Consider the following 26,680-nt stretch of genomic DNA (forward strand, 5'->3'; position numbering starts at 1 on the left):
TCCACATTTATTGCAAAGACGACATATGCTGTTTTCTTGATAACATGACCATCCTGGTTAACATTGAATACGATACCATCAAGGTAGATGATAGGATATAGTTCATTCAATTGCCTGCTCTGCCACTCCTTTGCAATTGGCAGGATCTTGTCAGTTATTCTCGTTACCATTTCGGCAGATACATCAAGGCCATATATTTTATTCATATGAGATTGGATATCCCGGTTGCTAACACCCTGAGCAAATAGAGAAGTGATCATCCCTTCAAGCTCGCTTGATATTGTTCTTTCATGTTTTTTGACAATGATGGGCTCAAATACGCCATTTGTGTCCCGTGGGATATTCAGTTCCATATTTCCAAATTGACTTTTGACGGTCTTTTTAGAATGGCCATTCCTGGAATTGTCAGTGTTCTTGTTTTTCCAATCATATCTGGAATAGCCAAGTTCATTGGTTATTTCTTCTTCCAAAGCTTCTTGAAGAACGCCTTTTATCTCGGCAATAAATGCATTCTCGATGCTTTTTCCATCTTTCAGATTATTTTCCCTAAGCCATTCTCTCGCTTGTTCTCTTGTAAACAATTTTGCCATTTTGCTCGACTCCTATTACTTTCTTTCAAGTTAATAGAAGTTTCAACAAAATCGGTTACACTCCCAGATATCTTATTAAATAAACTCTTTACTGAGGGGTGAACTCTCTGTTCAACATCTTTTCGTATCATGGTGGCTAATTGTACATTTGGCTTTTCTAAAAGAAGGGCTGACACTGCTACTTCGATGGCTCCTATTAGATGGGAGTCTGTTGCTCTCTCAATATCTGGCAACAGAGTAATTAATCGACCTAGTTCGTTCTGAATGGTGTCGTCAAGCTCCTTTTGAGTATTAGAGTTCACTTTATTGATCAATTGCTCAATTCTTTCGGAAATATTTTCTTTCTCTCTCATGTTTCTTTTTCCAAATTAAAGACGGACTATGCATTCTAATTTGCATTTGCATCGTGTATATATCATACCATTATAGGAGTAGTATACGCACCTATCACACATTTATATCCATTGTACTAATAAATTTTTTCTTTGATGTGCGCCTAAATTAGAATCGAAGAAAGTAGTTCTGTATTCCATCGTCTATGAGAGCATGAGAATAAGCGCGTGTTGCAGTCACCCCAAATCCCGTACAAATGTTACGAGGTCTGTAGATACGTTTTAACTATATATGATCTTATTGAATAATATAGTCTTAATTTATCAAACCCAAAAACTTACGATTATGCGTTTAATTCTATACAATATGGATTATATTGTATCACGCCAAAATTACCAATACGAATTGAAACCCCCCTAACATCCCCCATAATACTAAAAAGAGAATTATGGAACAAAACCTTTATCATTTACCGATACAATTACGGGATGCCCCCATCATTGAATCAATGTGCCTGGGTGGGGTAGCTGGTTATCCTATGGGACTGTGGATCCTACGACCCGGGTTCGAATCCCGGCCCGGGCCCCATTGTTTTTATTTAGAGCCCTGCATATGTCCGGATATAATATTTTAAGAATTCCCAGGCCAAAAAAACAATATATTTTCATTTTACTGGCAGTAATAATTTTATTTTTTATTTTGGGCAATAGCATGTTTAAAACACAGGAAATCCCGGAAAAACCAGAGCCATCGGTTTCAATAGGTTGTGACAGGGTATTATGGAAAGATACGGAAGAATTACTCGAAGCGACGATAAAGAACATAGATAACCCCTCTTTTGAATGGGAATCAGACGGCACAAATATCGGTAATGGCCAGAAAATTTTACAAAAATTTAAGGTTGGAGAGCATTTAATATTGCTCAATGTGACTTTTAATAACCAGACTCTCAATGCAAAAAAATCCATTATTGTCATTGAATCAGTTAATGGTGTTACTCTTCACGAATATGCAGCTTCAAAAAACCAGTGGGGATTCCAGATCATGTTCAAAGGAAAAAATATGGGAGTAAATGGGGTAATGGTTTCTGTAGATCCATTTCCTCCTTCGCAAGTAAATGCTTGCGGTGCAGTTTCAACAAAAGCACTTTATTCGGGAAATCATACCTGGAAGGCTGAATATCGTGGTGCTGTGATAGCATCCGGCACTTTCTATATCAAGGAAGCAAGCGAATTAAAGATCGACAGAATTGAAATCGCGCCCAGTTATTTTGCTGGTAGTGATGTTAAGGCAAAGATCATTCTTATGAACACAGGGTCTGCTGCGATCGCAGGATTCGAGACTAAGACGATTGCAATAAATAATGATTATGCCTGGATGGGAGATAAGGCGAAAAGAGAATATTCTAATCAATATAATGCAGATATCAAGCCTGGTGAATTATATGAACTCCCGATACAGATGACAATTCCAGAAAAAGTAAGTGGAATAAGACCGTCAGGAAAATATACTATAACAGTTAATTTATTATTACAGGGAAAGACGGTGGATACAAAAATTGTTACCACGCAAGTCAAATAGGTCATAATCTGGTCTATTAGTGCCTATCCGAAAAATCAATAAATAGTATATTTCCGAATTAACCGAGAGCACAGAGAGCACGGAGACGTACTTAAAAAATCTCTGTGCTCTCTGTGACCTCTGTGGTTTTGACTTTTCGGATCGGTTCTTAGTTCCTTTACGCAATTTTGTATGTTAATTTCCGTAACGGTATTTTTGCTCCGAAATCCCGTTACGGAAATTATACTGCAGATTCCCGTTACGCAATTGTCTAATTTACTTTCCGTAACGGGAAGTAAATACAACATTTTTATTTAAACCTCTTATTTTAATTTATAGGACACGTTCTATAATCTGGCAGAGATTAATCTATCCAGGGAAGTAATTACCAATCAAATATTTTGTTGCTTAAAAATTATTTGCGATTTTGAGGCAAAAAGTACCAAAAAAAAGGCAAAACAGCAAAAAGTGTATATAATGTTGATTATACGCAGTTTTTATATACCTGAAATGCCAAAAATAAGGGTATTATGCAGGATGAACTTCCAATACCATTGAAGAAACTTGAAACCGAGTTAAAGCTAAGGGGATTTTCCAGGCAGACCTCGAAGATGTATCTTTTCTATAACCGTAAGTTTCTTGAATTTATTAAAAAGAATCCGGAAGAAATAACAGACGAAGATATCAAGGAGTTCCTCGCATCAAAAATGTCAGATGATTCATTATCAAATTCCTCGATCGCGCTCATAAAAGCATCTCTTAAATTCTTCTATTCAGAGATGCTCGGGAAAAATATGTCTTTGATAAAGACGCCAAAAGCAACGAAAGAATTGCCAGTAGTATTGAGCCGCGAAGAAATAAGAAAACTTATCGACAATACGGAAAACATAAAGCACAAGCTTTTGATTGAACTCCTTTATTCCACAGGGTTAAGGCTTTCTGAATGCACAAATCTACAATACTCAAATCTTGATCTGAATGATGGTATCGGCTGGGTGCGCCTGGGAAAAGGAGCAAAGGACAGGATATTCATTATTTCAGAATTATTCAGGAAAGACCTTCTGGACTACATGGAAAAAACAAGGGCCAATGGCAAAGGATACATTTTTTCTGTAAATGGCAGGAAAATGTCGCCACGTGGCCTTCAGCACGCTATAAAAGTATCTGCTTTGCGCGCTGGAATCGAGAAACCGGTGCATGTACACACGCTCCGGCATTCTTTTGCCACGCATCTTCTTGAGAACGGCGTGGATATACGAAAAATCCAGAAGCTTCTCGGGCATTCGAATCTACAAACTACCCAGATATACACCCAGGTATCTTCAGATGAAATAAAGAAAATCAAAAGCCCGCTGGATATGCTGTGATTTTATAAAAAAATAAATAAAATTAAATAATATAATTTTATTTCATTACCATTTTATTTCGCCCCGGCTCTCATGCATCAATCTTTCTTTCTCTTTATTAATTTCCATTTCCCTGCGAGCAATTGCTTGCATTGCTTCACTCGGTTTGTAATTTACACTGATCCTGTGCTTCTGCTCTTTCGAATAAACAATATAGCCATAGCAAAGGAAGACCGCTGTTGCTATCGGGATAAGGAATACCCAGCCGGTCACAAAACTCATAAAAGCCAGACCTATCAATGAGGTAAAGCCATATTTCGGCTTTTTACTCTTGAACTTTTCATTTGTATTCATATTGAGCACCTTTTCTTATTATAACTTTCTTCTCTGAGGTTATAATCATTTCGTATAGGTACGAACAACTATATAATTTAATTTACATTGAATTGCGTAACGCAATATTTAAATTGATTCGCGTAACGGATTTAAAATATATCATTTAAAGGATCAGTTAGATAAAAATTTCCCATCCAATATGTAGGTTAGTGGGCAGAAAGGGGGATTATGGTGGTATATAAAAAAATTTCTCTGCCCACTACAATTCGCATATATACGAACAATAGTATTTATAGTTTACGGTTCTTGTAAACATGAGCATTTATTCTAAATAGGAGGTAGTGGGCTTTTGGGATTTATGGTGTATGACATCGAAAAAAAATTTTTCTCTGCCCACTACAATTCGTATATATGCGAACTAAAGTATTTATAGTTAACTGTCATAATTATAATGAGCATTAATACATGGACAGGATATCTCTGTCTGGAACAGGCTAAAATACCGTGACGGCATCTATATATATTCCCGTAACGCAATTAGCATAATATGACTGAACGTAAATATACCCGCTGGAAAAAATGCCTTATATGTAACGATTTTGTGAAACTCATGTTCCCGGAGGATGCAAGGGATATGCTCATGATTTACGAACCCGTAGAAGGAATGAGTGACGAATCCGGCAACTGGAAGAAAAAACAGATGGGATATATACACCGGTCATGTCTTTTAAAAGCTGCATCAATAAAGCCTAAATCCAATGAAGAAAGAAACAGCGGTATTTCAGAGGGCATATAGTGGCATTTAAGGATTTACGGGAATTCATTGAAATTCTCGAAAAACGGGGACTTCTGAAACGAATAAAAACAGAAGTAAGTGCTGAGCTTGAGATCACTGAAATTCTTGACAGATGTGTTAAAAAGAATGGCCCTGCACTTCTGTTTGAAAATGTAAAAGGCTTCAGGATACCTGTATTTGCCAATGCATTCGGTACAATGGAACGAATGTGCCTTGCACTTGATGTAAATGATCTTGATGAAATCGGAGCAAGGATACGCAAACTCATGGAATTTGAAGCCCCATCAGGGTTATGGGAAGGAATAAAGAAGCTTCCTGAGGTTGTTGAACTTACATCATTTGCCCCAAAATACGTAAAATCAGGCCCATGCAAGGAAATAATTCTTAAAGAAAGGTTTTCACTTGATGACCTTCCCATATTGAAATGCTGGCCGGAGGATGGCGGGCGCTTCATTACACTTCCTCTTGTATTCACAAGGAACCCAAAAACCCAAAAGCAGAACGTGGGAATGTACAGGATGCAGATCTATGACGGAAAGACCACAGGCATGCACTGGCATATCCATAAACACGGCGCAAGGGATTACGCTGATTCGGCAGGAAACGGAAAAATCGAGGTTGCGGTTGCTATCGGGGCAGATCCTTCTGTTGTATATTCGGCAACTGCGCCGCTTCCCGATAATATCGATGAGATGATGTTTGCAGGATTCCTGCGCAAAAAGAACGTGGAGCTTGTTAAATGTGAAACAGTTGACCTTTATGTTCCTTCACATGCCGAAATTATCCTTGAAGGATATGTGGATGAAAAAGAGCGCCGCACAGAAGGGCCTTTTGGCGACCACACAGGATATTATTCACTTGCAGATAAATTCCCGGTGTTCCATGTAACATGCATTACACACCGCAAGAATCCGATCTACCATGCGACCGTTGTGGGAATACCGCCAATGGAAGACGCATATCTGGGGAAAGCAACCGAAAGGATCTTCCTTCCTCTCATGAAAGCCCAGCTTCCTGAAATTGTCGATGTGAACCTGCCTGTTGAAGCTGTTTTCCATAACCTGTGCATCGTGTCAATAAAAAAGCGGTATCCCGGGCACGCAAAAAAAGTCATGTTCGCACTCTGGGGAATGGGGCAGATGATGTTCGCAAAGACCATAATCGTTCTTGATGATGATGTAAATGTGCAGGATATGAGAGAAGTTCTCTGGGCAACGACCACGCGAATGGACCCTGCAATGGACGTTACGATAATCGATAAAGCGCCGACTGATACGCTTGACCATGCTTCGCCCCTACCCAACCTTGGCTCAAAAATGGGAATTGACGCCACGCGAAAAGGACCGGGAGAAGGATTCAACAGGGAATGGCCTGATGCTTTGAAAATGGATCCGGCAGTAAAAGCACGGGTGGATAACATCTGGAAAGAACTTGGATTATAAAATTAATCCTTGCCCAGGTCTTCCCCTCCATGATATATCTGCTGCACTGTATTGTATATGTCTTCCATGCCTGATCCATAAGTCGAAGAAACCGGAATAATATTCTGGCTTGCCCCAAATGATTTGAGCGCTGAAAGGAATTCAATACTTAGCTGGCTTTGCATCGTAGGTACCTCCTTATGGATATCATCTTCAAGATCCATAATATTCCTGCTCCAGTTAATTATTTTCTCGCGTTCATCATCTTTTAGCAGATCTGATTTTGGAAGGATATTCAAGAATGGGACATTGAACCTCATCTGGACAGAAGCAGCCTGGAGCATCAATGAAATAAATCCGGATGGCGTTTTTGAAATTATGGGATCATACAGGAAACCGATGATCGACTGGTCGGCACCAAGAGCATCAATAAGGAATTTCCCGGACTGGCGAAGAACAAATAGTTCCATCTGCCCTGGCGTGTCAAAAATGACATAATCGGAATCATAGCTTTCAATTATCTCTTTCATCTCATCAATATTCAAAGTAAGAAGATCTGCTGCAATGATCTGGGCTCCGTTTGGCCCGACCCCGTATTCCTTTATTACATCGCCCAGTCTTACCCAGTCACGGATATCCACATCAGGGGCATAAGGGGCATTTTCAATGCCTGGATCAAGATTTACCGTAATTGCATCAAAATCCTGGTCTTCCATCCATCCGAAAAAAGCGTTCGTAAGTGAAGACTTGCCGCTTCCCGCCGAGCCGATAAAATAAAGATTGATCATTGCTATCAGGTAGTAAATACAGGTCAAAAGAGAAAAGATTTTTGATGTTAAAAAAATTGAAATTATATGCAAATTTTGTTGTGTTGAAGCATACGCTTTTTGCCATCCCTTTTGCTTATCTTGGCGCAATCCTGGCAAGTAAAGGTATTCCTGAACTTGGGGTTTTGTTTTGGGTCGGGCTTGCGTTCCTGGGGGCGCGAAGTGCCGCGATGGCGCTGAATAACCTCATTGATAAGGATATTGATGCAAAAAACCCGAGGACAGTAAATCGCGAGCTGCCTGCTGGCAAGATAACATTATTTGAAGTATGGGGATTAATAATCATATCCTACTTTTTCCTGTTTTACTCTGCCTATAAATTGAATCCACTGTGCCTTTTGCTTGCGCCCATCATTCCTGTTACCTCAATAATATATCCATATCTTAAAAGGTCTCTTCCGATATCGCATTTTGTCCTGGGCATGAACCTTGGTTATGCGCCTGTAGGAGGATGGCTTGCAGTAACGGGAATATTTAAGTTCCCATTCGGCACACCAGAAATTGCCATGCTTCTGCTTCTATTTGCTGTTACATTCTGGGTAGCGGGTTTTGATATTATTTATTCGCTCCAGGATATTGATTTTGATATCAGGAATAAGCTGTATTCCGTGCCAGCTGTTTTCGGTGTAAAGAGGGCGCTTGATATGTCATTTTTATCGCATATTCTGATGCTTATACTTCTGATAGCATTGATGTTCGTGCTCAATCTTGGGGTTATTTTCAAAGTGGGGCTGATTATTATTGCTGCTCTTATATGGTATGAGCATACGCTTGTTAAAGCGGATAACTTTACCAATGTTCCTGTGGCGTTCTTTAATGTGAATGCGGCAGTGAGTTTGAGCATGCTGGCATTTACGGTATTGGATATATTGATACGTTACTAAAGAATTCGATTAGAAGATTTTAAATCTCTTCATTTGTTTTTGTTTCATATTTTGATAATGATGGTATGTTATCTTTAACAAAAGTATAATATGTGAATCTTCCTTCCTTTCGTTTAATAAAATGACCCCTTTCTTGTTCTTCAATTTTTTTCATTGCATTTTCGATTTTACTATATAAGCTATAATATGCTTTTTTCCATTCCTCTTTACTGAGGTTTGGATAGAATTTTTTTCGAACCAATTCTGTTCCAAATTCAAAATTAATTTGCGTTTTGAATAAATTTATTAATTCTTCAATGCTAGGATGTTTTAATTCTCTTGTTTCTTCAACTAAATTAATTTCTTTAGCAATATCTTCGGTTTGCTTTTTTGTTTCATATATTTTTTTTCTTTCAATTTTAATCCCAGTTATAGACTCAAATATCTTTTCTACATCTGAGTCGCTTTTTTCTAGACGATATTTATTATTGTTAAATTCAAATATTATATGTGCCATTTTATCATCTCTCTCGCATAAAGGAATGGGGTTAATACCATTCCCTCATAGGCTCTGAATACACTAACTTTCTCAGTGTATATAAGCCTACAAATCCTACTATGAGTAATTTCGCTGAAATCGGGATTGGTAGATTCCATAATAAACCAATGACTCCTAGCTGTATTAGAACCCATAGTGAAAATTCAACACTATTTTTCATACATACTCCTTTTAACGCCATTGCCCGCCAGCGTCTGCGGTATTTTCTTACTCAACACTGGAATTTGCAGTATTAACCGAAAAGTATATAATTAGCAAGGTCAATAGTATGTTGCACATAACTAATGACGTATCTAACGATACCTCACGGGGTTGCTCTGCAATCCCATTTTTTTGGTTAGGGATTGTTATTCCCAAACTAACTACCATCTCATTCCATATAAAGCTAATGGTTAAACTTGTTTTGTTTTAATTCCCAGAAACAATCCATTCACTCTTCTTTCTTTATTAGTTAGCCTCTCTATCTTTATCCTAGTTAGTCTCTAATTACTCTTTAGTTAATCTTTCTACTCTTTAGTTAGTCTCTAATTACTCTTTAGTTAGTCTCTAATTACTCTTTAGTTAGTCTCTAATTACTCTTTAGTTAGTCTCTAATTACTCTTTAGTTAGTCTCTAATTACTCTCTAATTACTCTTTAGTTAGTCTCTAATTACTCTCTAATTAGTTTCTCTTCTCTCTATCTATTTTTTTATGAAACATTATTTGTAATCCAACGCCAATTATGCCCCATGCGCAAAAAACAGAAAGACTGGTCAAAGGACATGGCATTTCAGCGCATGATCCGGCTTTTTGAACTGGCTCATATTGAATTCGAGAAATATCCTGCTCGCAGCAACCGTTATGTCCAACTTGCAAGGAAAATAGGGATGAGGTACAGGGTCAGGATGCCCCCTGGGTTGAAGAGGCAAATATGCAAGCACTGCCATACGTATTTAGTCCAGGGCGTTACTGCACGGACAAGGCTTCAGGGCACTCACATATCTATTACATGCACATCGTGCGGAAAGCAGATGAGATTTCCGTACTGAAAATCAGAACAGTGAAATATGGAAAACATCATAAATTCAGAAACATTTTCATTAATTGTCCTTCCAATCCTGATTTTTTTGGCTCGCATCGTAGATGTTACATTCGGGACTATCAGGATAATATTTGTTTCAAGAGGTCTGAAGTGGCTTGCCCCGATTTTTGGTTTTTTTGAAATAATGATATGGCTCTTTGCAATCGGCCAGGTTTTCAGCAATATGACAAATATTACTTATTATGTAGCATATGCGGGAGGTTTTGCCTGTGGAAACTTCGTAGGTATCTGGATAGAAGAGAAAATGGCAATAGGTACCCTGGTCGTTCGAATTATTACACAAAAAGATGGATTTCAGTTGTTGGAATTTTTAAAATCCGAAGGTTTTGGTGTTACGAGCATTGATGCAGAGGGAGCGAGAGGAAAAGTAAAAATCGTTTATACTATCATTAAGAGGCGGGACCTTCAACAGGTTGTCGGCATTATCAAAAGATTTAATCCCAGGGCGTTTTATTCAATAGAAGAAGTCAGGTCGGCAGCCGAAGGCATATTTCCACCTGGAAAATGATTCCAATGTTAAACCTGTTCAATTGAGAAGATTTTAATTATTGGGACGCTAAATTAGACTTAATGAGTGAAGAGGTTGGTAAAAGAAAAGCGAACCGATTGATCGGTGAAAAAAGTCCCTACCTTTTGCAGCATGCATATAATCCCGTGAACTGGTACCCGTGGGGTGAAGAAGCTTTTGATAAAGCCAGGACTGAAGATAAGCCTGTTTTTCTCTCTATTGGATATTCCACATGTCACTGGTGTCATGTAATGGAAAAGGAATCTTTTGAGGATAATGATGTCGCAGCATTAATGAATGACTCCTTTGTGAGTATCAAAGTTGACAGGGAAGAAAGACCGGATATCGATAGCATATATATGGCAGTCTGCCAGGCAATGACAGGAAGCGGGGGATGGCCGCTTAATTTATTACTTACACCTGACAGGAAACCATTTCACGCTATGACCTATATACCGAAAGAAAGCAGGTTCGGCCGGGTTGGTATGCTGGACATGATACCCCAGGTCAAAGAACTCTGGAACTTGCGGAGGGATGAAGTTGAAAAAGCCGCAAACCATAATGTAAATGCTCTCAAGCCTGCATCAGGATCCCTTACAGGAGAAAGACTTACTGAAGAAATACTTCATATTGCCTATGAACAGCTTCTGGGAATGTTCGATGAAGAACACGGCGGTTTTGGTCATGCGCCCAAGTTCCCGGCACCTCACAACCTCATGTTCCTTCTTCGCTACTGGAAACGCACAGGAGACAGGATGGCTCTTATGATGGTTGAAAAGACCCTTTCAGGCATGCGTATGGGAGGAATTTATGACCATGTGGGATCTGGTTTTCACCGCTATTCCGTTGATCAGAGATGGCTTGTTCCGCATTTTGAAAAAATGCTTTATGACCAGTCTTTGCTGGCAATGGCTTATACCGAGGCTTACCAGGCGACAGGAAAAAAAGAATACGAAAATACATGCCGGGAAGTTTTTACCTACGTATTGAGGGATATGACCTCACCTGAGGGAGGATTTTTCTCAGGCGAAGATGCTGACAGCGAAGGTGAAGAAGGAAAATTTTACCTCTGGACTGAGAATGAGATACGGCAGGTTCTCACGGATGAAGAGTACATATCAGTTAAGAAATTATTCAATATCAAGGTAAACGGAAATTTCCCGGAAGGAGATGGACGAAATATTTTTTATTTATCAAAACCTGTTAACGAATCTGGTTTACAGTCATCAGACATTGAAAAGAGCATCAAGACCTCAAGACGTAAATTGTTCAAAGCACGTGAAAAACGTATACATCCCGGCAAGGATGACAAGATCCTGACAGACTGGAATGGATTGATGATAGCAGCCCTGGCTAAAGCTTCCCGGGCTTTTGACGAACCCGGATATGCAAAAGCTGCTCAGAATGCTGCGGATTTTATTCTTTCCACAATGCGTAACTCAAATGATGGTCTTTATCACCGTTACAGGGAAGGTGAAGCAGCAATTAAGGGCTTTTTAGATGATTATGCGTTCCTGGTCTGGGGACTGCTCGAACTTTACGAGACAACTTTCGAGATCCGCTACCTGAAGGCAGCTCTTGAATTCAATGAATATCTGCTTACACATTTCTGGGATATGGAGGCTGGTGGATTTTTCCTTACTTCAGATAATACCGAGAATATTCTCATGAGGAAAAAAGACATCTATGACGGAGCAATTCCGTCAGGGAATTCGGTAGCGATGTTGAACCTTATACGGCTTTCCAGGATCAGGGCTGACCCGGAACTTGAAAGAAAAGCTGAAGCTATCGGAAAGGCATTCTCCCTGAGAGTTGGGCAGGCACCTGCTGGTTATACCATGCTTATGTCAGCACTTGATTTCATCCTGGGGCCATCGAGTGAAGTTGTAATTGCAGGGGACTTGCAGGCAGATGATACGATGGATATGCTAAAGGCACTCAGGAAAGAATTTATTCCGAATAAGGTTGTAATTTTGCGGCCTGATGACGAAAGTGAAATCACAAAGATTGCTGATTATACAAAAAACCTTTCAAGCAAGGGAGGCAAAGCCGTTGCATATGTATGCCGGAATTTTAGCTGCAAATTGCCTGTAACTGATCCGGGGGAAATGCTGGAATTGTTGTGAAGTATCTATTTTCTCACCCATAAGAAGTACAATGCAACTATAACAATATTTATAATTAATATGATCAATATTATAGACCATGTCGCGATCCCTGACGATCCAATCCGGGTAATGACCGCTGTTTGTGCAGGTTGTGATGGTTTGTCATCATGATCTGGCGCTTTGACCTGAGGCTGTTGTGGGGTTTCAAGAAGTGATCTGTTGTCAGCAGGTTTTGCTACACTTATCTTCGCAGCTATAGCAAACGGTGAGAATGTAATTGTCTTTCCTTCAAAAAATGTGTTTGCGTTGTCTTTTGACAATACCCTGGTTTCAAGTTCTATCCAGCTATCTCCGTTCCATTTCATTAATACGATATCGCTGCTTGTAACATTATTCGTTCTTATCCAATTATTATCTACCTTGAATTTAATGAGGGCTTCCTTTATGTTCCTTGATGTTGCATAGCCCGGTGTCCCCACCCAGATATTGATATTTTTATAAACAAGACCATTCGGCGGAGCCTTAACAAGGCTGGAAGTGCCTTTCAGTACTTCCTCTAAGGCCGTTATCATATCCATAGAGGTGTTGCCAGTTATATTGACGGACATTACAGGACTCTTTGCATGTGTAAACCTGAAGGAAGTGACCACATTCCTGAACATTGGCTGGTCACTCCGTTCAATCAACTCAATATTATTCCTGTTCTCTCTGGATGAACCGCCCCCGCCCTTACTGTTATCATCGCTGCTCAGGGGTGTATTGGCTGGCAGGGAATATGTAACATTTACTGATGTTTCGACCGGGGTTACGGAGGAATCCTGATTATCGGTTGGGGGTGTTGTTGATACGGCCGGAGCAGTTGTGTCCACTACATTGACCGTTCTTGTAATCTCTGTCGCTGCATTATCCGAGGAATCCTTCACTTTATAGGTAATGATGTAGGTTCCTTTGACTGCGGTATTGACCGTTCCGGTCATTATTGCCGTGAAACCTGTATCGTAGTTGTCTGTAACCGTGACTCCGGCATCAGTATAGGTTGAATCCACAGGCACTATCTCCGGATTGTTGCCCTTAAGAGTTATTACCGGCTTTGTTGTATCCTGGACTGTAACTGTGAATTCAGAGGGAGTTGCCGCGTTGCTATTGGCGTCGGTCTTTGTACAGGTCACCTGTGTTACTCCGAGAGGGAATGTTCCTGTGTACTTATCGCATATTGATGACAGATCGCCATCGACTATATCATGGGACATTGGAGGAACAATGGTGACTGTAGCTCCTGATGGGCTTGTTGCCTCAGCAACTATTGGTGTAACTGCATCAATAGTTGGTGGAGTGGTATCAACCACATTTACAGTTCTTGTTTTCTGATCAACTGTATTTTTATCTGGATCTGTTATATAATATGTAACAGTATATACTCCAACGACTGCTGTGTTTACAGGGTTGACTGTCACTAAGGAGGAGGTAATATCGTTATCAGCATATGAGGCGATTGCTCCGGCGTCGATATATGAAGAGCCTGCTTCAACGGTTACCGGATCAAAACCAAGTAGAGTGATGACCGGGTTTTTATCTGATTTATCTGAGGGAGGCGCACCCGCCACGGATACCAGAACAAGAAAAATGGTCAATAACATTATAATAGATTTAAGAGAGATTATACCTGGATATTTCCAATCATCATCTACCTTCATATTAGCATACCTTTTTTTACAATCCGGTTTAGTTATACTCAGGAAGTATATTAAACTATAACTCTGCAATTTTTTGGCGATAGCTGGAACAGATATGAAAAAATGAATTATTTTTGAATCTCAAAAAGAACCGGATACTTTAGAATTTTGATATGATTAGCTGAAATATAAAGTTCTTCAATTTTTTTTCCAATGATACCAGCTTTTAATAATTGGACTCTTTCTTTAGAAGTTTCAAGCATATTAATTTACCCCCTATTTTCTTAGGATGTTAACTATCCGTATACTATAAACGTTGACTTCACACACACCCTTGGTTTGTCAACCTTTACCCGTTTTATGATATAACGATACTATGCTTGTAGATAAATATTTCGATATAATTTGAAATTATCAAATAGTTTAAAGAAAATTGTGAGGTTGGGTAAAAAAACAAATTTTGGATAGGATAGGTCTTTTGCCACTAACCCCAACCTCATGCTAAGTCTGTTTTGACATAGTAATAAAGCTTATTGTCCATAATGAAGAAACTTGTTTCAATACCGTTCAATTATATTATACAATGTATCTCTTTTTGCAACAGGACGCCCTAATTTCCTGGCAGCATGGATAAATTCGTCAATGTTCTTACTGTGAAAAGGCACACCTGCGGCACGGACAACATTTTCCTCGATCATTGTCCCGCCAAGGTCATTTGCGCCAAAACCCAGTGCCATTTGTGCAACATCGATGCCCTGGGTCACCCAGGAAGCCTGGATATTCCGAATGTGGCCATCAAGAAGAATTCTTGATACAGCAACTATTTTGAGGTAATCTATCCCGGTTGAAGTCCCATTCAATCCTGTATTCCCGGATTGGAAAGTCCAGGGTATAAATGCCGTAAAACCATGATACTTTTTCTGCATATCCCGCACCCTGATTATATGTTTTATCCTTTCCTCCGGGGTTTCCTCATGCCCGAAGACCATTGTAGCAGTTGCCGGGATACCCAGTGAGTGCGCTATTAGCATTACTTCCTGCCATTTCTTCCACCCGATCTTTTTTGGAGAAACGGAATCCCTTACCCTGTCATCAAGGATCTCTGCTCCGCCTCCTGGTATTGAATCAAGTCCCGCCTCATGAAGGCGTAAGATCGTTTCTTTTATCCCGGCTCCATATAACTTTGAGATATGCACGATCTCAGGAGGAGAAAAAGCATGCATCTGGACGTTGAATTTTTTCTTAACCTCTTTTAGCATTTTTTCATAATATTCAATGGGAATATCAGGATTCAATCCGCCCTGTATGAGTATCTGGGTCGCCCCAAGCTTTATGGCTTCATCAACTTTTTCAAGTATCTTCCCAATGCTTAATACGTAGGCATCTTTTGCATCCTGTTCACGATAAAAAGCACAGAACTTGCATCTGGATGTGCAGATATTCGTATAATTTATGTTGCGGTCAATAACAAATGTGACAAGATCCCCTGTGCTTTTTTTTCGCAAAGTATCTGCGGCTGCTCCTAATAAATTAAGGTCATTACATTCAAGCAGTTTTTTTCCTGCATCCAGATCAAGTGATCCGTATCCGCATCCGTTATTCACCGCTCGATCGAGAATTTCGATAATTTCGGTGTCATCGGATAATTGTTTTATTATATCAAAATTTGTCATCCTGGGAATAGCTCCTCCTGAATTTCAATGCGATTTCAGCTTTCATAAGCTCTCTCCCCAGATAAGCAGCATGGTCAAGACGTGAGATAAGTCCGCGTTCGATAATGGTATCCAGTATATCCTTTGCTGTCGACCCGGCTATCGGATTATCTCTGTCAATAATATTCCTTACTATTATTTTTCCAGGGATTACCTTACAGTTACAGATACTATCATCTGTCAACTCTATCTTAAAACATCCGGCCGGGTCAAGCTGCCATTTTTCACTGCCTTTTGCTTCTATAACGGATTCCGGCATTAATCCGAATTCCCGCCTGCGCTTTTCTTTAATAGTGAGCATATCAACCCCAAGGTCCTTTGGCGCACTTCTCCTGTCCCTTGAAAGCATCATCATCATTGAAGCAGTCTTTAATTCGTTGACACTGTTATGAGCTTTATGGCTGAATTCCGGTGTAAATAAGATGTTTGCATCAAGCTCCATTGCAACACTTGTTAGGATCGCATGGATCCCGATAGAATCAGCATCAATAAGCTCAGTCACATTACCCAGGCCGAAGAATAAGGGTGTAGTCCTGTCGCGGTTCCTGAATTCATAATATCTGTTAATCGACTGTGTAAGACCATGACCTGCAGGTTCAAGAACAGGATCAGCGATGATATTCTGGATCCCAAGGTCACGCGCAAATTTCATGTTCCGGAAAAGACTTTCAATATCACCTGTCTGATCAGGAATTATGACTGAAGCCGTGTGATGCCGGATTATTTTATCCTTTACTTTGTCGATATTTTTTGAATTAAGGCTCAACACAATATCTATTCCTGCATCAACAGCCTCATTTATCAGATCAGGATCAAGTGTATCGATGGAGAGTGGAACATCAGTTACGGATCTTGCAGTTTCAACAGCGGCCCTGACCTTGCTGGTTGATGCGTCCAGTGAAATCCCCAGGTCAATAATATCCGCCCCGCATTCTACAAAATAAATAATTTTATCTATAAGCTCATTCCTGCTCATCGAACCGGCATCCACAATCTCAGCCATCACCTTCATGCGGGAATTCCCTCCGATCTTCACTGATTTTAAGAATAAAGGCGAATCCGCTGTTTGTTCCAGTTCAAAAACCCTCCGGAGAGCATTGGAATGCTTTTTCCCGGTCAATAGCTCGCATGCAGGTGTACTTGATGAAAAATCCAGCCCTGAAAACGAAAGTACAAAACCAAGATCCACTGCATGCTTTGGTCCAAGTCTTACCGGGATACCAATCTCTTTTTCAAGCCCCTGAAAATCACCTTTTGCCAGGCCGGGAATAAGTATCAGGTCATATTTTTTTGGAGGAAGGAAACGCCTCAGTAAAGCAGGAGTTGTAAATGCTGCGACCTCGATATCAAGAACAAGGACATCGGCCCTGCCATTGACAGATGCTTTTACAGTATTATCTGCAAGCTTTCCAGTAACTACCAGGATATTCATTTTTCTCATTTAGCCTTTACTTTTAACCTTTTAGCTTAAGCTCATAAATATTCCATATCCCGTCAGCGATAAATCCGACTGCTATGGCCCCGAGGAAAAGACCCATAAGCCGCGTCATCACAAGCATGCCTGTCATTCCTACGACTTTTCTAAAATGATCTGAAGATCTGAAAATCAGGAACGTAATAATAAATATAATTATTATTGCACCAACTTCAATTAATATCACTTCTTGCAGATTGAGAGAATAATCCTCAATTCCTTTTGTTAAATACAGGATTATTGTCGTTATAGCACCTGGTCCTGTCAGCATAGGCATGGCCATTGGAAAAATTGAGATGTTTTCCCTGTGTACAGCTTCAGATAATTCTTCGGATGTAATACTTTCTCTTGATGTCCTTGCAAAAAGCATGTCCATAGCGACAAGGAAAAGTAGAATCCCACCTGCAACCCTGAGGGAATCCACAGTAATTCCGAAAAATTCCATTATATAATTCCCTGATACCGTAAATATTATCGCAATGATACAGGCAATAAATGCAGAACGCTGTGCTACATAATTCTTATCCTCTTCTTTCATGTTGGCTGTCATGGAAATGAATGCCATGACTCCGCTGACCGGGTTTATGATTGAGAATAATGCAGTGAAAACAGAGATAAAGAATGTGGTCTCAGAGGTCATTTCTTCTCCCATTTTTCAAGATATAATACTTCAGATAGCGTTTTTCCCTTTTTTATCTCATCACGTATTCGCCGCTCGTTCTTTTCAACCTCAGCAGCCCGCCTTGCTATCTCATACGCCCGTTCCCGTGGTATTACGACAACGCCATTATCGTCACCTGCTATGAAATCCCCCGGTCTTACGGTCTGCCCCCCGCATTGTATTTCGGCATTTATCTCCCCGAAACCTTTCGGCTCGCCTGCATTCGGGACAATTGATGTCGCAAAAACAGGAAAATTAAGCCGCCTGATGTCATCAACATCTCTTACCGCGCCATCTATTACAACGCCTGCCACGCCCTTATTGATGCTGCTCAATGTTGCAAGTTCTCCCCACGGGGCTACATGGGTACTGCTGTTATTGATAACGATAACATCACCGGGAAGTGCAATATTTATTGCTTCTACGGGTTTTGCCCAATCTCCGGGAAATGTCTGTACTGTGACAGCTTTTCCCACTGCTTTTGTCCCCTTGCAGATCGAATGTATATCTTTCATTGCGCCTTTCCTGTGCATGGCATCCGAGATATTTGGGGTTGAGACATGTTTTAGAAGTTCGGTGGTTTTCTCATCGATGGATTTTTCCGGCTCAATTGATAATTGCGGTAAATCCAGACTTTCGCGGATCGCTCTTGCAGATGCTGTAACATTGGATGACCGGACAATATTTCCTCCGACGATGATAATACCTGCACCTGATAATACTGCTGCAGCTGCGCTCTTTGCATCAATCCCACCTGCGACCGCAATGGGTACACTTATCTTAAGCGATTTAAGAATGGAAAGAGGATCTTCGCCCATCATCTGCTGGTCGATCCCGACATGAATATTTATATAATCAATACCGAGTTCTGCAAGCTCTTTAGCTCTTTTTGCCGGACTTTTTGCAGAAATCAGGTCGGCCATTATTTTAACTCCATATTTGCGCGCTGATCGTATGGCATCCTGGATCGTGGAATCATCAGCACTACCAAGCAGGATAACGACATCAGCCCCGGCTTTGGCTGCCATTTCCACTTCCATTGCCCCTGTATCTACCGTTTTCATATCAGCCAGTATAACCCTGTCAGGAAAAGCTGCTTTTAGTTTCCTTAAAGCATCCATACCTTCGCTTTTGATCAAAGGTGTTCCAGCTTCTATCCAGTCAGCGCCACCATCTATCGCTTCTCTGGCGATCTGGATAGCGCGTTCAGTCTCCAAAACATCAAGAGCCACCTGTAGTACCGGTTTGATATAGATCACCTTTTCATAAATTAGTGTATGTGAATAAAGATTTAATGGTCAAAACAAATGTTATGTATGCAATTTGGAATGCCTTATGGAATAAAAGAAAAATATGTAAGACGACCAAAGATTATTTATAATCGAACAAAAGAAAAGTCAGGGAAATGTTTGAAGGAATACTTTCTTGCGAGTTGTAAAAAACAATAATATGAATCTGGGAACTGCAAATCCAGTAACATTGAAACGGTGAGTGCATAGAAATGAAGAGTTGCTGCTGTGAACTTGGTGATGCTGCATATTATCAGGGTGAAACAAAGTCCGGTGAGAAATGGACACCTGCTTTTATCGAATATGTTGATAAAGAGAAATGCAACGGCTGCGGTATGTGCGTGAAAGTCTGTTCGAGAGGGGTTTACGAGATCCATGAATTAAATGGCAGAAAAATCTCAGTCGTTTTAAACTCTGGTAACTGTGTGGGAGATGGGAGCTGCCACATGGTATGCAAGCCGAAAGCAATGGTATGCTTACCAAGGAGAATGCAGTAACTTAAAAGCAGTAGCAAAATGAGGCACAATATGGAAAAAATAATCCTTGATATCGCTGGAATGCGCTGCGGTGCATGCGCTATAGGTATAGAACTTGCGCTTTCAAAAAAGAAGGGCATAAAAAGTGCAAAAATCTCTTTGAACGAGAGAATGGCAGTTGTGGAGTATGAACCGACAACAGTTACAGCATCAGATATATCAAAGGCCGTAAGCGATATAGGATACATTGCAACAGCAAGAAGATAAAAGTGGCTTGATGAAGCAACATTTCGAGACTTCTACCGATTATTTCACGTAATCATGCGTCATCCATGATTTTAAAAATATAGTAATGTCTGCCACCCATACGCATTTTAGTGACAGGTGTGCCGAGTGGGTGATTCTTCAGGGAGATGGTGAGAGTATAAAACAGTTTGTAGAACGCATTTCAGCGATAAAGGATGTTATGATCTGCCGCTGTTCTGTCTGATATTTATTAACTTTCGGCCAGTTTTTTAGCACAATCTACTTTTAAAAGTTTGAACTATAAGCCCGTATGGTTGAGCTAAAAGACTGTGAATTAAGAATTAACGGCATGGATTGCCCTTCATGTGCTATGAACGTGGAGAATGCTGTCAGGAAACTGAACGGTATCGACCAAGTAAACGTAAATTTCATTACAGGTAAAGCAGCGATAAAGTACGACCCGTCCCTCATCAACACATCAGAAATCAGAGAGGCGATTGAAAAAGCCGGATATACCGCTCTTGAAGATGGGAATGATGATCACGAAGTAAGCTGTTCCTCATGTTCAACCGATATTTTTGAGGAAAAACTTCCTCTCTGGAAACAAAGGAATATACGTATTATTGCACTTTCGTCCATGTTACTGGTTCTTGGGCTTTCCATAGAATACGTAACGGGATCGACAGCTTTATCTCACATTCTCTTCCTGTTCGTGGGAGTAATTTCGGGATACAGCATAGCTAAAAAGGGCATATCTTCTCTCCTGAAAAAACGCCTTGATATGAATTTCCTGATGACAATTGCTGCCGTGGGTGCTTTCTCCATTGGCTACGGGGAAGAGGGAGCATCTGTGCTTTATCTGTTCTTCATTGCAGAGTTCCTAGAAGACTATGCAGGCGAAAGGGCGAGGAAATCAATTGGGGCGCTTGTTAAGCTTGCGCCTGAGACTGCCATTGTAATAAGGGACGAAAAAGAGGTCAACATGCATGTCCATGATGTGAATATCAATGATATTGCAGCTGTTAGACCGGGTGAGAAGATACCCCTTGATGGTATTGTGATTAAGGGAGAATCAAGCATTAATCAGGCCGCTATCACCGGAGAATCAATGCCTGTCCATAAAAAGATAGGAGATTCAGTATATGCAGGGACGCTGAATGAACACGGCTATCTTGAAATAATAGTCACAAAAAGGTCGCAAGACACAGTACTTTCAAAAATAGTCAAGTTGGTTGAGGAGGCTGAACTAAAAAAATCCCATACCGAGAAGTTCGTTGATAAATTTGCCCGCTATTATACCCCTGTGGTGATCTTCCTGGCAGTGAGTGTGGCGGTTGTTCCAAGCCTTGTTTTCGGTAAGCCTTTTGATGAATGGCTTTACAAAGCCCTGGTTCTTTTAGTTATTTCCTGTCCATGCGCCCTTGCAATTTCTACGCCTGTATCCATGATATCAGGAATAACAGGTGCTGCAAAGAATGGGGTCTTAATAAAAGGCGGAAATTACATCGAAGGGATGGCTAAGGCAAAGGTTTTTGTTTTTGATAAGACAGGCACCCTGACGGAAGGAAGACCGGTGGTAACAGATGTACTGGAGATTAATAATTATTCAGCTAATGAAATATTGGAGATAGCCACTTCTATAGAGTCGTTATCCGAGCATCCTCTTGCAAGGGCAGTTGTTGCGAAGGCTGAATTTGGGGGCTTGAGTCTAAAATCTGCCAGCGAATTTAAGGCAATTCCAGGTAAGGGTGTAAAAGGAAACATAGATGGAAAAATGTATTACATCGGCAGTCCTGCTATGTTTTCCGGGCTATCAATCCCTTTTCCGCAAGCAAAAGTCAGAGAACTCGAAGAAGAGGGTAAGACAGCAATACTTTTAGGGAATCGGGAATGCATGGGAATTATTGCAATAATGGATAAAATACGCGATACTGCACCCGAAACCATAATCATGCTAAAGAAGATAGGGATGAGGGTGGTGATGCTGACAGGAGACAATGAGAGAATTGCAAGGACGATAGCGAATAAGCTTGGGATCGATGAATACCATGCCGGTCTTCTTCCTGAAGATAAGGTAAGGATTGTTGAAGAGCTGGATCAGAAATATGGTAAGGTTGCAATGGTGGGTGATGGAGTGAACGATGCACCTGCGCTGGCGAAGTCGAGTGTTGGCATTGCGATGGGGGCTATAGGCAGCGATGTTGCACTTGAGACCGCTGACATAGCGTTAATGCATGATGATATATCTAAACTGCCTTATTTATTGAAGCTCAGCAGAAAAACACTTGGGATAGTTAAGGAGAATATCTTTACATCAATCGCAATAAAGGGAAGCTTTGCTGTTCTTGCTTTTCCTGGCATCGTGACTCTCTGGATGGCAGTGGCGTTTGGAGATATGGGCCTGTCACTTCTTGTGATAGTGAACGCGATGCGGCTATCGTTGTTGAAATGACACTGTTTATTTGGAAAATAGAATGACCAAAAATAGTGCTAAGGTATTTGATAAAAATTGGGAAGATTATGAAGATTGGTTTGAGAGACATAAAAGTATTCATTTCTCAGAACTTAAAGCCCTGAAAAAAGTTATTCCTGAGGGTTTTGGTCTGGAGGCTGGTGTTGGGAGTGGGAGGTTTGCTCAACCTCTTGGAGTCAAAATAGGCATTGATCCCTCAAGAAATATGCTGAAGCTTGCAAAAAAACGAGGTATACAGGTAATTTTAGGAGAAGGTGAAAACCTGCCATTCAAGGATTTTACATTTGATTTTGTTCTCGTGGTTGTTACCCTTTGTTTTGCAGAAAAACCGATACACGTGTTGAATGAAGCAAGCAGGGTTTTAAAGAAAGGTGGCAGCTTAATTATTGGAGAGATCAATAAAGATAGTCGGTTAGGAAGGCTCTATGAAGCTAAAAGGGAGGAAAGTGAATTTTACAAAATATCGACATTTTATTCAGGTAACGAAATTATTGGAATGTTCAATGAGGTAGGAATAAGATATTTAGAATCATATCAAACCCTTCTGCAACCTTTCGCTTTTCCTGAATTAGAGGAAGAGCCTGAAAAAGGATTTGATAAAGGTGGATTCATTGTTATTGAAGGAATGAAGAAATAAACAATTGAACTGAAAAAGACATTAGGCTTATTCGATGCGCTGAATATCTTGCAGCTACCCTGAGCGTTCTTTTGACAACGCTACTTGGATTATCCCGTGTTTCTTTTGCCATGGCAAGTATCGGATTACTAACCTGTGTCTTGTTGCTGTTTTTCTTTGCGCGGGATGCATGGATAACAGGTAGCGTCGCTCTTCTGGCAGGTATAGTGTACTATCTGATCAAAACCCCTAAACAAATTCAAATATAAAATGAACATAAGATTCATATATATGAATATTCATACATTATAATATGATTTTAATAAACTATTTGCAGTGGGGTTTGCTTATACTCCGAAAAAGCGCAAACCGCAATGCTGCTAACGACTTCTTGATTTAAAGGAGGAAATAATGGAAAATAAAAAAACTGAGAACTGTATGATATGCGGCGAAGAACTTGCTTATTTAACATCGGCTATTCCTGTAACGTGCATCTATTGCGGGAAAGCAGAATCTGCCAACATCCATTGCCCGTCTGGTCATTATGTATGCAATGAATGCCATGCAAGCGACTCAATAAAGATAATCACCCAGTTCTGTCTATCTTCAAGTTCAACAAACCCCATGGAAATGGCAAAGACAATTATGAAGCATCCAACCATGCCCATGCATGGGCCTGAGCATCATGCCATGATAGCAGCAGTGCTGGTCACTGCGTACAAAAATCTTACAGGCAAAGTGACGAATGAAGAAATCAAAGAAGCTATAAGACGCGGCGCTACTGTGCCTGGTGGCTATTGTGGTTTATATGGCACTGATGCGGCTGCTATTGCCACAGGCATTGCAATGAGCACCATACTGAAAGCCACACCGCTGACAGACCATGAAAGGCGAACTGCAAATATGATGACTTCAAGGGTACTTGCGGCAATAGCAAGTAACAGGGGAGCCAGATGTTGTAAACGGAGCACCTTTACTGCAATAGAATCTGCAAATCAATATTTTAAGGAAGTGCTTGGCGTTGAACTTGAACATATTCCGGTATCAAGACTCAAATGCGAGCATAGTTTCAGGAATAAGCAGTGCTCTATGGCTGATTGCAGGTTTTATGCAGGAAAGGTGCTTTAATATAGAAAATTGAACCGAGGTATAATGAATAAGAAAATTTATGAAATGCATGCGCAGATATGTAAAGTTTTCACAAGCCCAAAAAGGCTGGAGATAATAAACCTTCTCAGGGATGGAGAAAAAACCGTTAATGAACTGGCAGAACAGGCTGGCGTGCTCCAGGCAAACATTTCACAGCACCTCACCGTCCTGAGGCAGAATAATGTTGTTACTACGCGAAGGGATGGGGCAAATGTTTACTACAAAATTGCTAACCCGAAAATCTTGCAGGCATTTGATTTGATGAGGGAAGTACTTTTAGAGAAACTGGCAGAGAATGAGAAGTTAGCAAAGAGGTTATCATGAAAATAGGAATAATTATAAACACAAATGATCCGGAAACTGTATGGAATGCCTTTAGATTTGGCGTAACATCTTTAATTATAGAGCACGAGATAAAAGTGTTTCTCCTGGGTAAAGGTGTGGAGAGCGAACTTATTAAGAATGAAAAATTCAATGTGCAGGAACAGATCGGGCTGTTTGTAGAGCATAAAGGTCAGATATTTACATGCGGAACATGCCTGAAACTGAGGCAGATGAAGGGGAGCGAGGTCTGCCCGATATCTACAATGCATGATATGCTCCATATAGTCGAAGAATCGGACAAGGTTTTAGTATTTGGTTGATAAAGAAATAACATATGATGGATAAAATTGTAGAAAATATTGTTTTTATAAAGAGTTTGGACCTTTTCAAGGACGCTTTTCCCGAAAGGATAGATCAAATACTGAAGAATAAAGAAGAGGGCAAGAAAATAGTAGGAACACTGTGTCTTTATGTCCCGGATGAACTCATCTATGCTTGTGGTGTGGATCGGGTAATACTATGCGGCGGAAGAAGCGCCCCCATTGAGGCGGCAGAGCAATATTTGCCAAGAAACCTCTGTCCTCTGATCAAATCCTCTTTTGGCTCTGTAATTGACCAGAAATGCAGTAAGACTAAATCCTGTCCTCATTTTGGTCTGGTTGACCTGATTATCGCAGAGGCTACATGTGATGGAAAAAAGAAGATGTATGAACTCCTGAACCAGTACATCCCAATCCATGTCATGGATCTTCCGCAGAAACCTGAAAACCAAAACGCGCTGGAATACTATATTAAAGAACTGGAAAGCTTGAAATGCGTTCTGGAAAACCTGACAGGCAATAAAATTACTGACGCTAAACTCAGGAATGAAATAAAGTCTGCAAATGAAACAAGGAAATTGCTCCATGAACTCTATGAGTTAAGAAAAAGAGACTCGCCGCCAATCAGGGGAACAGAGATGCTAAAAGTTCTTCAGCAGATGCATTTTCTGTCGCCTGATGGGTTTAGAAAGAATCTTGTTTTACTGCTCGATGAGCTGAAAGTCAAGAAAAGAGAGAACTCCGGGCCGAGGATTATGATATCCGGCTGCCCGATGGCATCGGGAAATATGAAGGTTCCGGAAATTATTGAGAATCGTGGCGGGTTGATCGTGGTAGAGGAAAGCTGCACCGGAACAAGAGCATTCTGGGATTTAGTTGATGAGAATAAAGAGCTAATGAGAGCCCTGGCAGAGAGATATCTGAAGATCCCCTGTGCCTGCATGTATCCGAACGATCGAAGAATCGATCAGATCCTGAGGCTTGCCGGGGATTTCAATGTTGACGGGGTTGTATATTATACCCTTCAGTTCTGCCATGGATACAATGTTGAGAAATACAGGGTTGCAGAAGCTTTGAAAAAGTCAGGTATTCCGCTCCTTTCCATAGAATCGGATTACAGCGGGGCTGACACTGAACAGATAAAGACAAGAGTGGATGCCTTTCTGGAGATGCTTGAATGATATCTATTGGAATTGATTCAGGAGCTGCGACCACCAAGGCCGTTGTGCTTTGTGAAAATAAAATCACAGGATACGCCATTATACCTACAGGTTTTGATTTTAGGAAAGCGGGGGAGGCGGCGTACCAGGAAGTACTGTCAAAGAGCGGTATGGACGAGACCGGGATTGGAAAAATCCTGGCAACAGGATATGGCAGAAGCAGTATTGGTTTTGCAGATAAAACTATCAGCGAGATCACAGCCCATGCCAGGGGTGTTTGCTATCTTATCCCGGCAGCACATACGATAATCGATATTGGCGGCCAGGATAGCAAGGTGATCAGCATGGAGAATGGTAAAGTTGTGGATTTCCTGATGAATGACAGGTGTGCGGCTGGGACGGGTAAGTTCCTGGAATATACTGCAAAAGCTCTTGAAATATCTCTGGACGAGTTGGGAACGCTTGCTCAACTCTCAAAAAATCCGGCAAAGATCAGCAGCATGTGTACAGTATTCGCGGAATCTGAAGTTGTCAGCCTGAGGGCCCAACAGGTTAAAAAGGAAGATATAGCAGCGGGTCTTATTGAAAGTATCATCCAGCGAACTATAGTTATGGTTAAAAAGCTGGGGATAAAACCCGATGTGGCTTTTGTGGGCGGGGTTGCGAAAAACCCTGGAATAGTAAAGACATTGGAAAAGGTATTGGATATCAAAATAAAACTGCCGGAAGAGCCACAAATAACCGGTGCTTTAGGGGCTGCACTGCTTGCATAATTGTGG

Annotated in this window: 28 protein-coding genes and 1 tRNA gene; 19 read left to right on the forward strand and 10 right to left on the reverse strand. The window is 40.7% G+C overall.

Annotated elements, in window-relative coordinates; all coding sequences use genetic code 11:
- Positions 1 to 590 (reverse strand): IS256 family transposase (locus tag FIB07_13625; GenBank protein NJD53895.1); only part of this gene is annotated, 590 nt, incomplete at its 3' end.
- The gene (locus FIB07_13630) at positions 533 to 943 is read right to left on the reverse strand and encodes a hypothetical protein (GenBank protein NJD53896.1); all 411 of its coding nucleotides are present in this window, start codon (positions 941 to 943) and stop codon (positions 533 to 535) included. The genes FIB07_13625 and FIB07_13630, both read right to left, overlap by 58 nt.
- Positions 944 to 1,435: 492 nt before the next feature.
- On the opposite strand from FIB07_13630, the gene FIB07_13635 reads away from it, so the two are divergent.
- The 3 genes from FIB07_13635 (at position 1,436) to FIB07_13645 (ending at position 3,850) form a co-directional block, all read left to right on the forward strand.
- Positions 1,436 to 1,511 (forward strand) — tRNA-His (locus FIB07_13635).
- 123 nt (positions 1,512 to 1,634) lie between these two features.
- On the forward strand, positions 1,635 to 2,504 hold the full coding sequence (locus FIB07_13640; protein NJD53897.1) for a hypothetical protein: 870 nt from the start codon (positions 1,635 to 1,637) through the stop codon (positions 2,502 to 2,504).
- A 509-nt stretch (positions 2,505 to 3,013) separates the two neighbouring features.
- The gene (locus tag FIB07_13645; protein ID NJD53898.1) at positions 3,014 to 3,850 is read left to right on the forward strand and encodes an integrase; all 837 of its coding nucleotides are present in this window, start codon (positions 3,014 to 3,016) and stop codon (positions 3,848 to 3,850) included.
- 45 nt (positions 3,851 to 3,895) lie between these two features.
- On the opposite strand, the gene FIB07_13650 is transcribed toward FIB07_13645, so the two are convergent.
- A complete protein-coding gene (locus tag FIB07_13650; GenBank protein ID NJD53899.1) occupies positions 3,896 to 4,183 on the reverse strand; it encodes a hypothetical protein in 288 nt (95 codons plus the stop codon).
- 529 nt (positions 4,184 to 4,712) lie between these two features.
- On the opposite strand from FIB07_13650, the gene FIB07_13655 reads away from it, so the two are divergent.
- Together FIB07_13655 and FIB07_13660 are read left to right on the forward strand one after the other, a co-directional pair.
- Positions 4,713 to 4,961, forward strand: a complete 249-nt coding sequence (locus FIB07_13655) for a hypothetical protein (GenBank protein NJD53900.1) — start codon at positions 4,713 to 4,715, stop codon at positions 4,959 to 4,961.
- On the forward strand, positions 4,961 to 6,403 hold the full coding sequence (locus FIB07_13660) for a menaquinone biosynthesis decarboxylase (GenBank protein ID NJD53901.1): 1,443 nt from the start codon (positions 4,961 to 4,963) through the stop codon (positions 6,401 to 6,403). The genes FIB07_13655 and FIB07_13660 overlap by 1 nt, the downstream gene beginning before the upstream one ends.
- Before the next feature lie 2 nt (positions 6,404 to 6,405).
- Here the strand turns inward: FIB07_13660 and FIB07_13665 are convergent, their stop codons facing one another.
- Positions 6,406 to 7,197 (reverse strand): GTPase, encoded by a 792-nt coding sequence (locus tag FIB07_13665; GenBank protein ID NJD53902.1) that lies wholly within the window; start codon positions 7,195 to 7,197, stop codon positions 6,406 to 6,408.
- Positions 7,198 to 7,214: 17 nt separating this feature from the next.
- On the opposite strand from FIB07_13665, the gene FIB07_13670 reads away from it, so the two are divergent.
- Positions 7,215 to 8,093, forward strand: coding sequence for a 4-hydroxybenzoate octaprenyltransferase (locus FIB07_13670; GenBank protein ID NJD53903.1), 879 nt, complete (start codon positions 7,215 to 7,217; stop codon positions 8,091 to 8,093).
- A 19-nt stretch (positions 8,094 to 8,112) separates the two neighbouring features.
- Here FIB07_13670 and FIB07_13675 read toward each other — a convergent pair whose 3' ends face one another.
- Positions 8,113 to 8,589 (reverse strand): hypothetical protein, encoded by a 477-nt coding sequence (locus FIB07_13675; GenBank protein ID NJD53904.1) that lies wholly within the window; start codon positions 8,587 to 8,589, stop codon positions 8,113 to 8,115.
- 770 nt (positions 8,590 to 9,359) lie between these two features.
- Here FIB07_13675 and FIB07_13680 point away from each other — a divergent pair.
- The 3 genes from FIB07_13680 to FIB07_13690 all read left to right on the forward strand — a co-directional run bounded on the left by FIB07_13680 (position 9,360) and on the right by FIB07_13690 (position 12,346).
- A complete protein-coding gene (locus FIB07_13680; protein ID NJD53905.1) occupies positions 9,360 to 9,659 on the forward strand; it encodes a ribonuclease P in 300 nt (99 codons plus the stop codon).
- A gap of 18 nt (positions 9,660 to 9,677) precedes the next feature.
- Entirely contained in the window at positions 9,678 to 10,220 is a 543-nt protein-coding gene (locus tag FIB07_13685; protein NJD53906.1) for a DUF2179 domain-containing protein, read from the forward strand.
- Positions 10,221 to 10,282: 62 nt separating this feature from the next.
- The gene (locus tag FIB07_13690) at positions 10,283 to 12,346 is read left to right on the forward strand and encodes a thioredoxin domain-containing protein (protein NJD53907.1); all 2,064 of its coding nucleotides are present in this window, start codon (positions 10,283 to 10,285) and stop codon (positions 12,344 to 12,346) included.
- Between the two features lie 5 nt (positions 12,347 to 12,351).
- On the opposite strand, the gene FIB07_13695 is transcribed toward FIB07_13690, so the two are convergent.
- The 5 genes from FIB07_13695 to FIB07_13715 all read right to left on the reverse strand — a co-directional run bounded on the left by FIB07_13695 (position 12,352) and on the right by FIB07_13715 (position 19,098).
- Positions 12,352 to 14,022, reverse strand: a complete 1,671-nt coding sequence (locus tag FIB07_13695; protein NJD53908.1) for a PGF-pre-PGF domain-containing protein — start codon at positions 14,020 to 14,022, stop codon at positions 12,352 to 12,354.
- 536 nt (positions 14,023 to 14,558) lie between these two features.
- The gene (mqnC, locus tag FIB07_13700; GenBank protein ID NJD53909.1) at positions 14,559 to 15,656 is read right to left on the reverse strand and encodes a dehypoxanthine futalosine cyclase; all 1,098 of its coding nucleotides are present in this window, start codon (positions 15,654 to 15,656) and stop codon (positions 14,559 to 14,561) included.
- Between the two features lie 4 nt (positions 15,657 to 15,660).
- A complete protein-coding gene (locus FIB07_13705; GenBank protein NJD53910.1) occupies positions 15,661 to 17,145 on the reverse strand; it encodes a dihydropteroate synthase-like protein in 1,485 nt (494 codons plus the stop codon).
- A 22-nt stretch (positions 17,146 to 17,167) separates the two neighbouring features.
- The gene (locus FIB07_13710) at positions 17,168 to 17,827 is read right to left on the reverse strand and encodes an NAAT family transporter (GenBank protein ID NJD53911.1); all 660 of its coding nucleotides are present in this window, start codon (positions 17,825 to 17,827) and stop codon (positions 17,168 to 17,170) included.
- Positions 17,824 to 19,098: a bifunctional hexulose-6-phosphate synthase/ribonuclease regulator gene (locus FIB07_13715; GenBank protein NJD53912.1), complete on the reverse strand. Its 1,275-nt coding sequence runs from the start codon at positions 19,096 to 19,098 to the stop codon at positions 17,824 to 17,826. Before FIB07_13715 ends, FIB07_13710 begins: the two co-directional genes overlap by 4 nt.
- Before the next feature lie 251 nt (positions 19,099 to 19,349).
- Between FIB07_13715 and FIB07_13720 the strand changes: the two genes are divergently transcribed.
- The 10 genes from FIB07_13720 to FIB07_13765 all read left to right on the forward strand — a co-directional run bounded on the left by FIB07_13720 (position 19,350) and on the right by FIB07_13765 (position 26,674).
- Positions 19,350 to 19,634: a 4Fe-4S dicluster domain-containing protein gene (locus FIB07_13720; protein NJD53913.1), complete on the forward strand. Its 285-nt coding sequence runs from the start codon at positions 19,350 to 19,352 to the stop codon at positions 19,632 to 19,634.
- 18 nt (positions 19,635 to 19,652) lie between these two features.
- On the forward strand, positions 19,653 to 19,880 hold the full coding sequence (locus FIB07_13725; GenBank protein ID NJD53914.1) for a heavy-metal-associated domain-containing protein: 228 nt from the start codon (positions 19,653 to 19,655) through the stop codon (positions 19,878 to 19,880).
- A gap of 85 nt (positions 19,881 to 19,965) precedes the next feature.
- The gene (locus FIB07_13730) at positions 19,966 to 20,103 is read left to right on the forward strand and encodes a hypothetical protein (protein ID NJD53915.1); all 138 of its coding nucleotides are present in this window, start codon (positions 19,966 to 19,968) and stop codon (positions 20,101 to 20,103) included.
- A 66-nt stretch (positions 20,104 to 20,169) separates the two neighbouring features.
- Entirely contained in the window at positions 20,170 to 22,311 is a 2,142-nt protein-coding gene (gene cadA, locus FIB07_13735) for a cadmium-translocating P-type ATPase (protein ID NJD53916.1), read from the forward strand.
- A gap of 22 nt (positions 22,312 to 22,333) precedes the next feature.
- Positions 22,334 to 22,969: a class I SAM-dependent methyltransferase gene (locus tag FIB07_13740; GenBank protein NJD53917.1), complete on the forward strand. Its 636-nt coding sequence runs from the start codon at positions 22,334 to 22,336 to the stop codon at positions 22,967 to 22,969.
- Between the two features lie 390 nt (positions 22,970 to 23,359).
- Positions 23,360 to 24,076: an SAM-dependent methyltransferase gene (locus FIB07_13745; protein NJD53918.1), complete on the forward strand. Its 717-nt coding sequence runs from the start codon at positions 23,360 to 23,362 to the stop codon at positions 24,074 to 24,076.
- A gap of 9 nt (positions 24,077 to 24,085) precedes the next feature.
- Positions 24,086 to 24,421 carry a winged helix-turn-helix transcriptional regulator gene (locus tag FIB07_13750; protein ID NJD53919.1) on the forward strand — a complete coding sequence of 112 codons (336 nt, stop codon included), beginning with the start codon at positions 24,086 to 24,088 and terminating at the stop codon, positions 24,419 to 24,421.
- 2 nt (positions 24,422 to 24,423) lie between these two features.
- On the forward strand, positions 24,424 to 24,741 hold the full coding sequence (locus FIB07_13755; GenBank protein NJD53920.1) for a DsrE family protein: 318 nt from the start codon (positions 24,424 to 24,426) through the stop codon (positions 24,739 to 24,741).
- Positions 24,742 to 24,758: 17 nt separating this feature from the next.
- On the forward strand, positions 24,759 to 25,922 hold the full coding sequence (locus tag FIB07_13760) for a 2-hydroxyacyl-CoA dehydratase (protein ID NJD53921.1): 1,164 nt from the start codon (positions 24,759 to 24,761) through the stop codon (positions 25,920 to 25,922).
- The gene (locus tag FIB07_13765) at positions 25,919 to 26,674 is read left to right on the forward strand and encodes a 2-hydroxyglutaryl-CoA dehydratase (GenBank protein ID NJD53922.1); all 756 of its coding nucleotides are present in this window, start codon (positions 25,919 to 25,921) and stop codon (positions 26,672 to 26,674) included. The genes FIB07_13760 and FIB07_13765 overlap by 4 nt, the downstream gene beginning before the upstream one ends.
- The last annotated feature ends 6 nt before the right edge of the window (positions 26,675 to 26,680 follow it).

The sequence above is a fragment of the Candidatus Methanoperedens sp. genome, assembly GCA_012026795.1.
Lineage (GTDB): Archaea > Halobacteriota > Methanosarcinia > Methanosarcinales > Methanoperedenaceae > Methanoperedens.

Bases quoted from the DNA above. Each gene is read 5' to 3' on its own strand.
- FIB07_13630 (NJD53896.1), bottom strand. From the start codon at position 943: ATGAGAGAGAAAGAAAATATTTCCGAAAGAATTGAGCAATTGATCAAT.
- FIB07_13640 (NJD53897.1), top strand. From the start codon at position 1,635: ATGTTTAAAACACAGGAAATCCCGGAAAAACCAGAGCCATCGGTTTCA.
- FIB07_13645 (NJD53898.1), top strand. From the start codon at position 3,014: ATGCAGGATGAACTTCCAATACCATTGAAGAAACTTGAAACCGAGTTA.
- FIB07_13650 (NJD53899.1), bottom strand. From the start codon at position 4,183: ATGAATACAAATGAAAAGTTCAAGAGTAAAAAGCCGAAATATGGCTTT.
- FIB07_13655 (NJD53900.1), top strand. From the start codon at position 4,713: ATGACTGAACGTAAATATACCCGCTGGAAAAAATGCCTTATATGTAAC.
- FIB07_13670 (NJD53903.1), top strand. From the start codon at position 7,215: ATGTTAAAAAAATTGAAATTATATGCAAATTTTGTTGTGTTGAAGCAT.
- FIB07_13675 (NJD53904.1), bottom strand. From the start codon at position 8,589: ATGGCACATATAATATTTGAATTTAACAATAATAAATATCGTCTAGAA.
- FIB07_13680 (NJD53905.1), top strand. From the start codon at position 9,360: ATGCGCAAAAAACAGAAAGACTGGTCAAAGGACATGGCATTTCAGCGC.
- FIB07_13685 (NJD53906.1), top strand. From the start codon at position 9,678: ATGGAAAACATCATAAATTCAGAAACATTTTCATTAATTGTCCTTCCA.
- FIB07_13690 (NJD53907.1), top strand. From the start codon at position 10,283: ATGAGTGAAGAGGTTGGTAAAAGAAAAGCGAACCGATTGATCGGTGAA.
- FIB07_13695 (NJD53908.1), bottom strand. From the start codon at position 14,022: ATGAAGGTAGATGATGATTGGAAATATCCAGGTATAATCTCTCTTAAA.
- FIB07_13705 (NJD53910.1), bottom strand. From the start codon at position 17,145: ATGAATATCCTGGTAGTTACTGGAAAGCTTGCAGATAATACTGTAAAA.
- FIB07_13710 (NJD53911.1), bottom strand. From the start codon at position 17,827: ATGACCTCTGAGACCACATTCTTTATCTCTGTTTTCACTGCATTATTC.
- FIB07_13720 (NJD53913.1), top strand. From the start codon at position 19,350: ATGAAGAGTTGCTGCTGTGAACTTGGTGATGCTGCATATTATCAGGGT.
- FIB07_13725 (NJD53914.1), top strand. From the start codon at position 19,653: ATGAGGCACAATATGGAAAAAATAATCCTTGATATCGCTGGAATGCGC.
- FIB07_13730 (NJD53915.1), top strand. From the start codon at position 19,966: ATGTCTGCCACCCATACGCATTTTAGTGACAGGTGTGCCGAGTGGGTG.
- cadA (NJD53916.1), top strand. From the start codon at position 20,170: ATGGTTGAGCTAAAAGACTGTGAATTAAGAATTAACGGCATGGATTGC.
- FIB07_13740 (NJD53917.1), top strand. From the start codon at position 22,334: ATGACCAAAAATAGTGCTAAGGTATTTGATAAAAATTGGGAAGATTAT.
- FIB07_13745 (NJD53918.1), top strand. From the start codon at position 23,360: ATGGAAAATAAAAAAACTGAGAACTGTATGATATGCGGCGAAGAACTT.
- FIB07_13760 (NJD53921.1), top strand. From the start codon at position 24,759: ATGGATAAAATTGTAGAAAATATTGTTTTTATAAAGAGTTTGGACCTT.
- FIB07_13765 (NJD53922.1), top strand. From the start codon at position 25,919: ATGATATCTATTGGAATTGATTCAGGAGCTGCGACCACCAAGGCCGTT.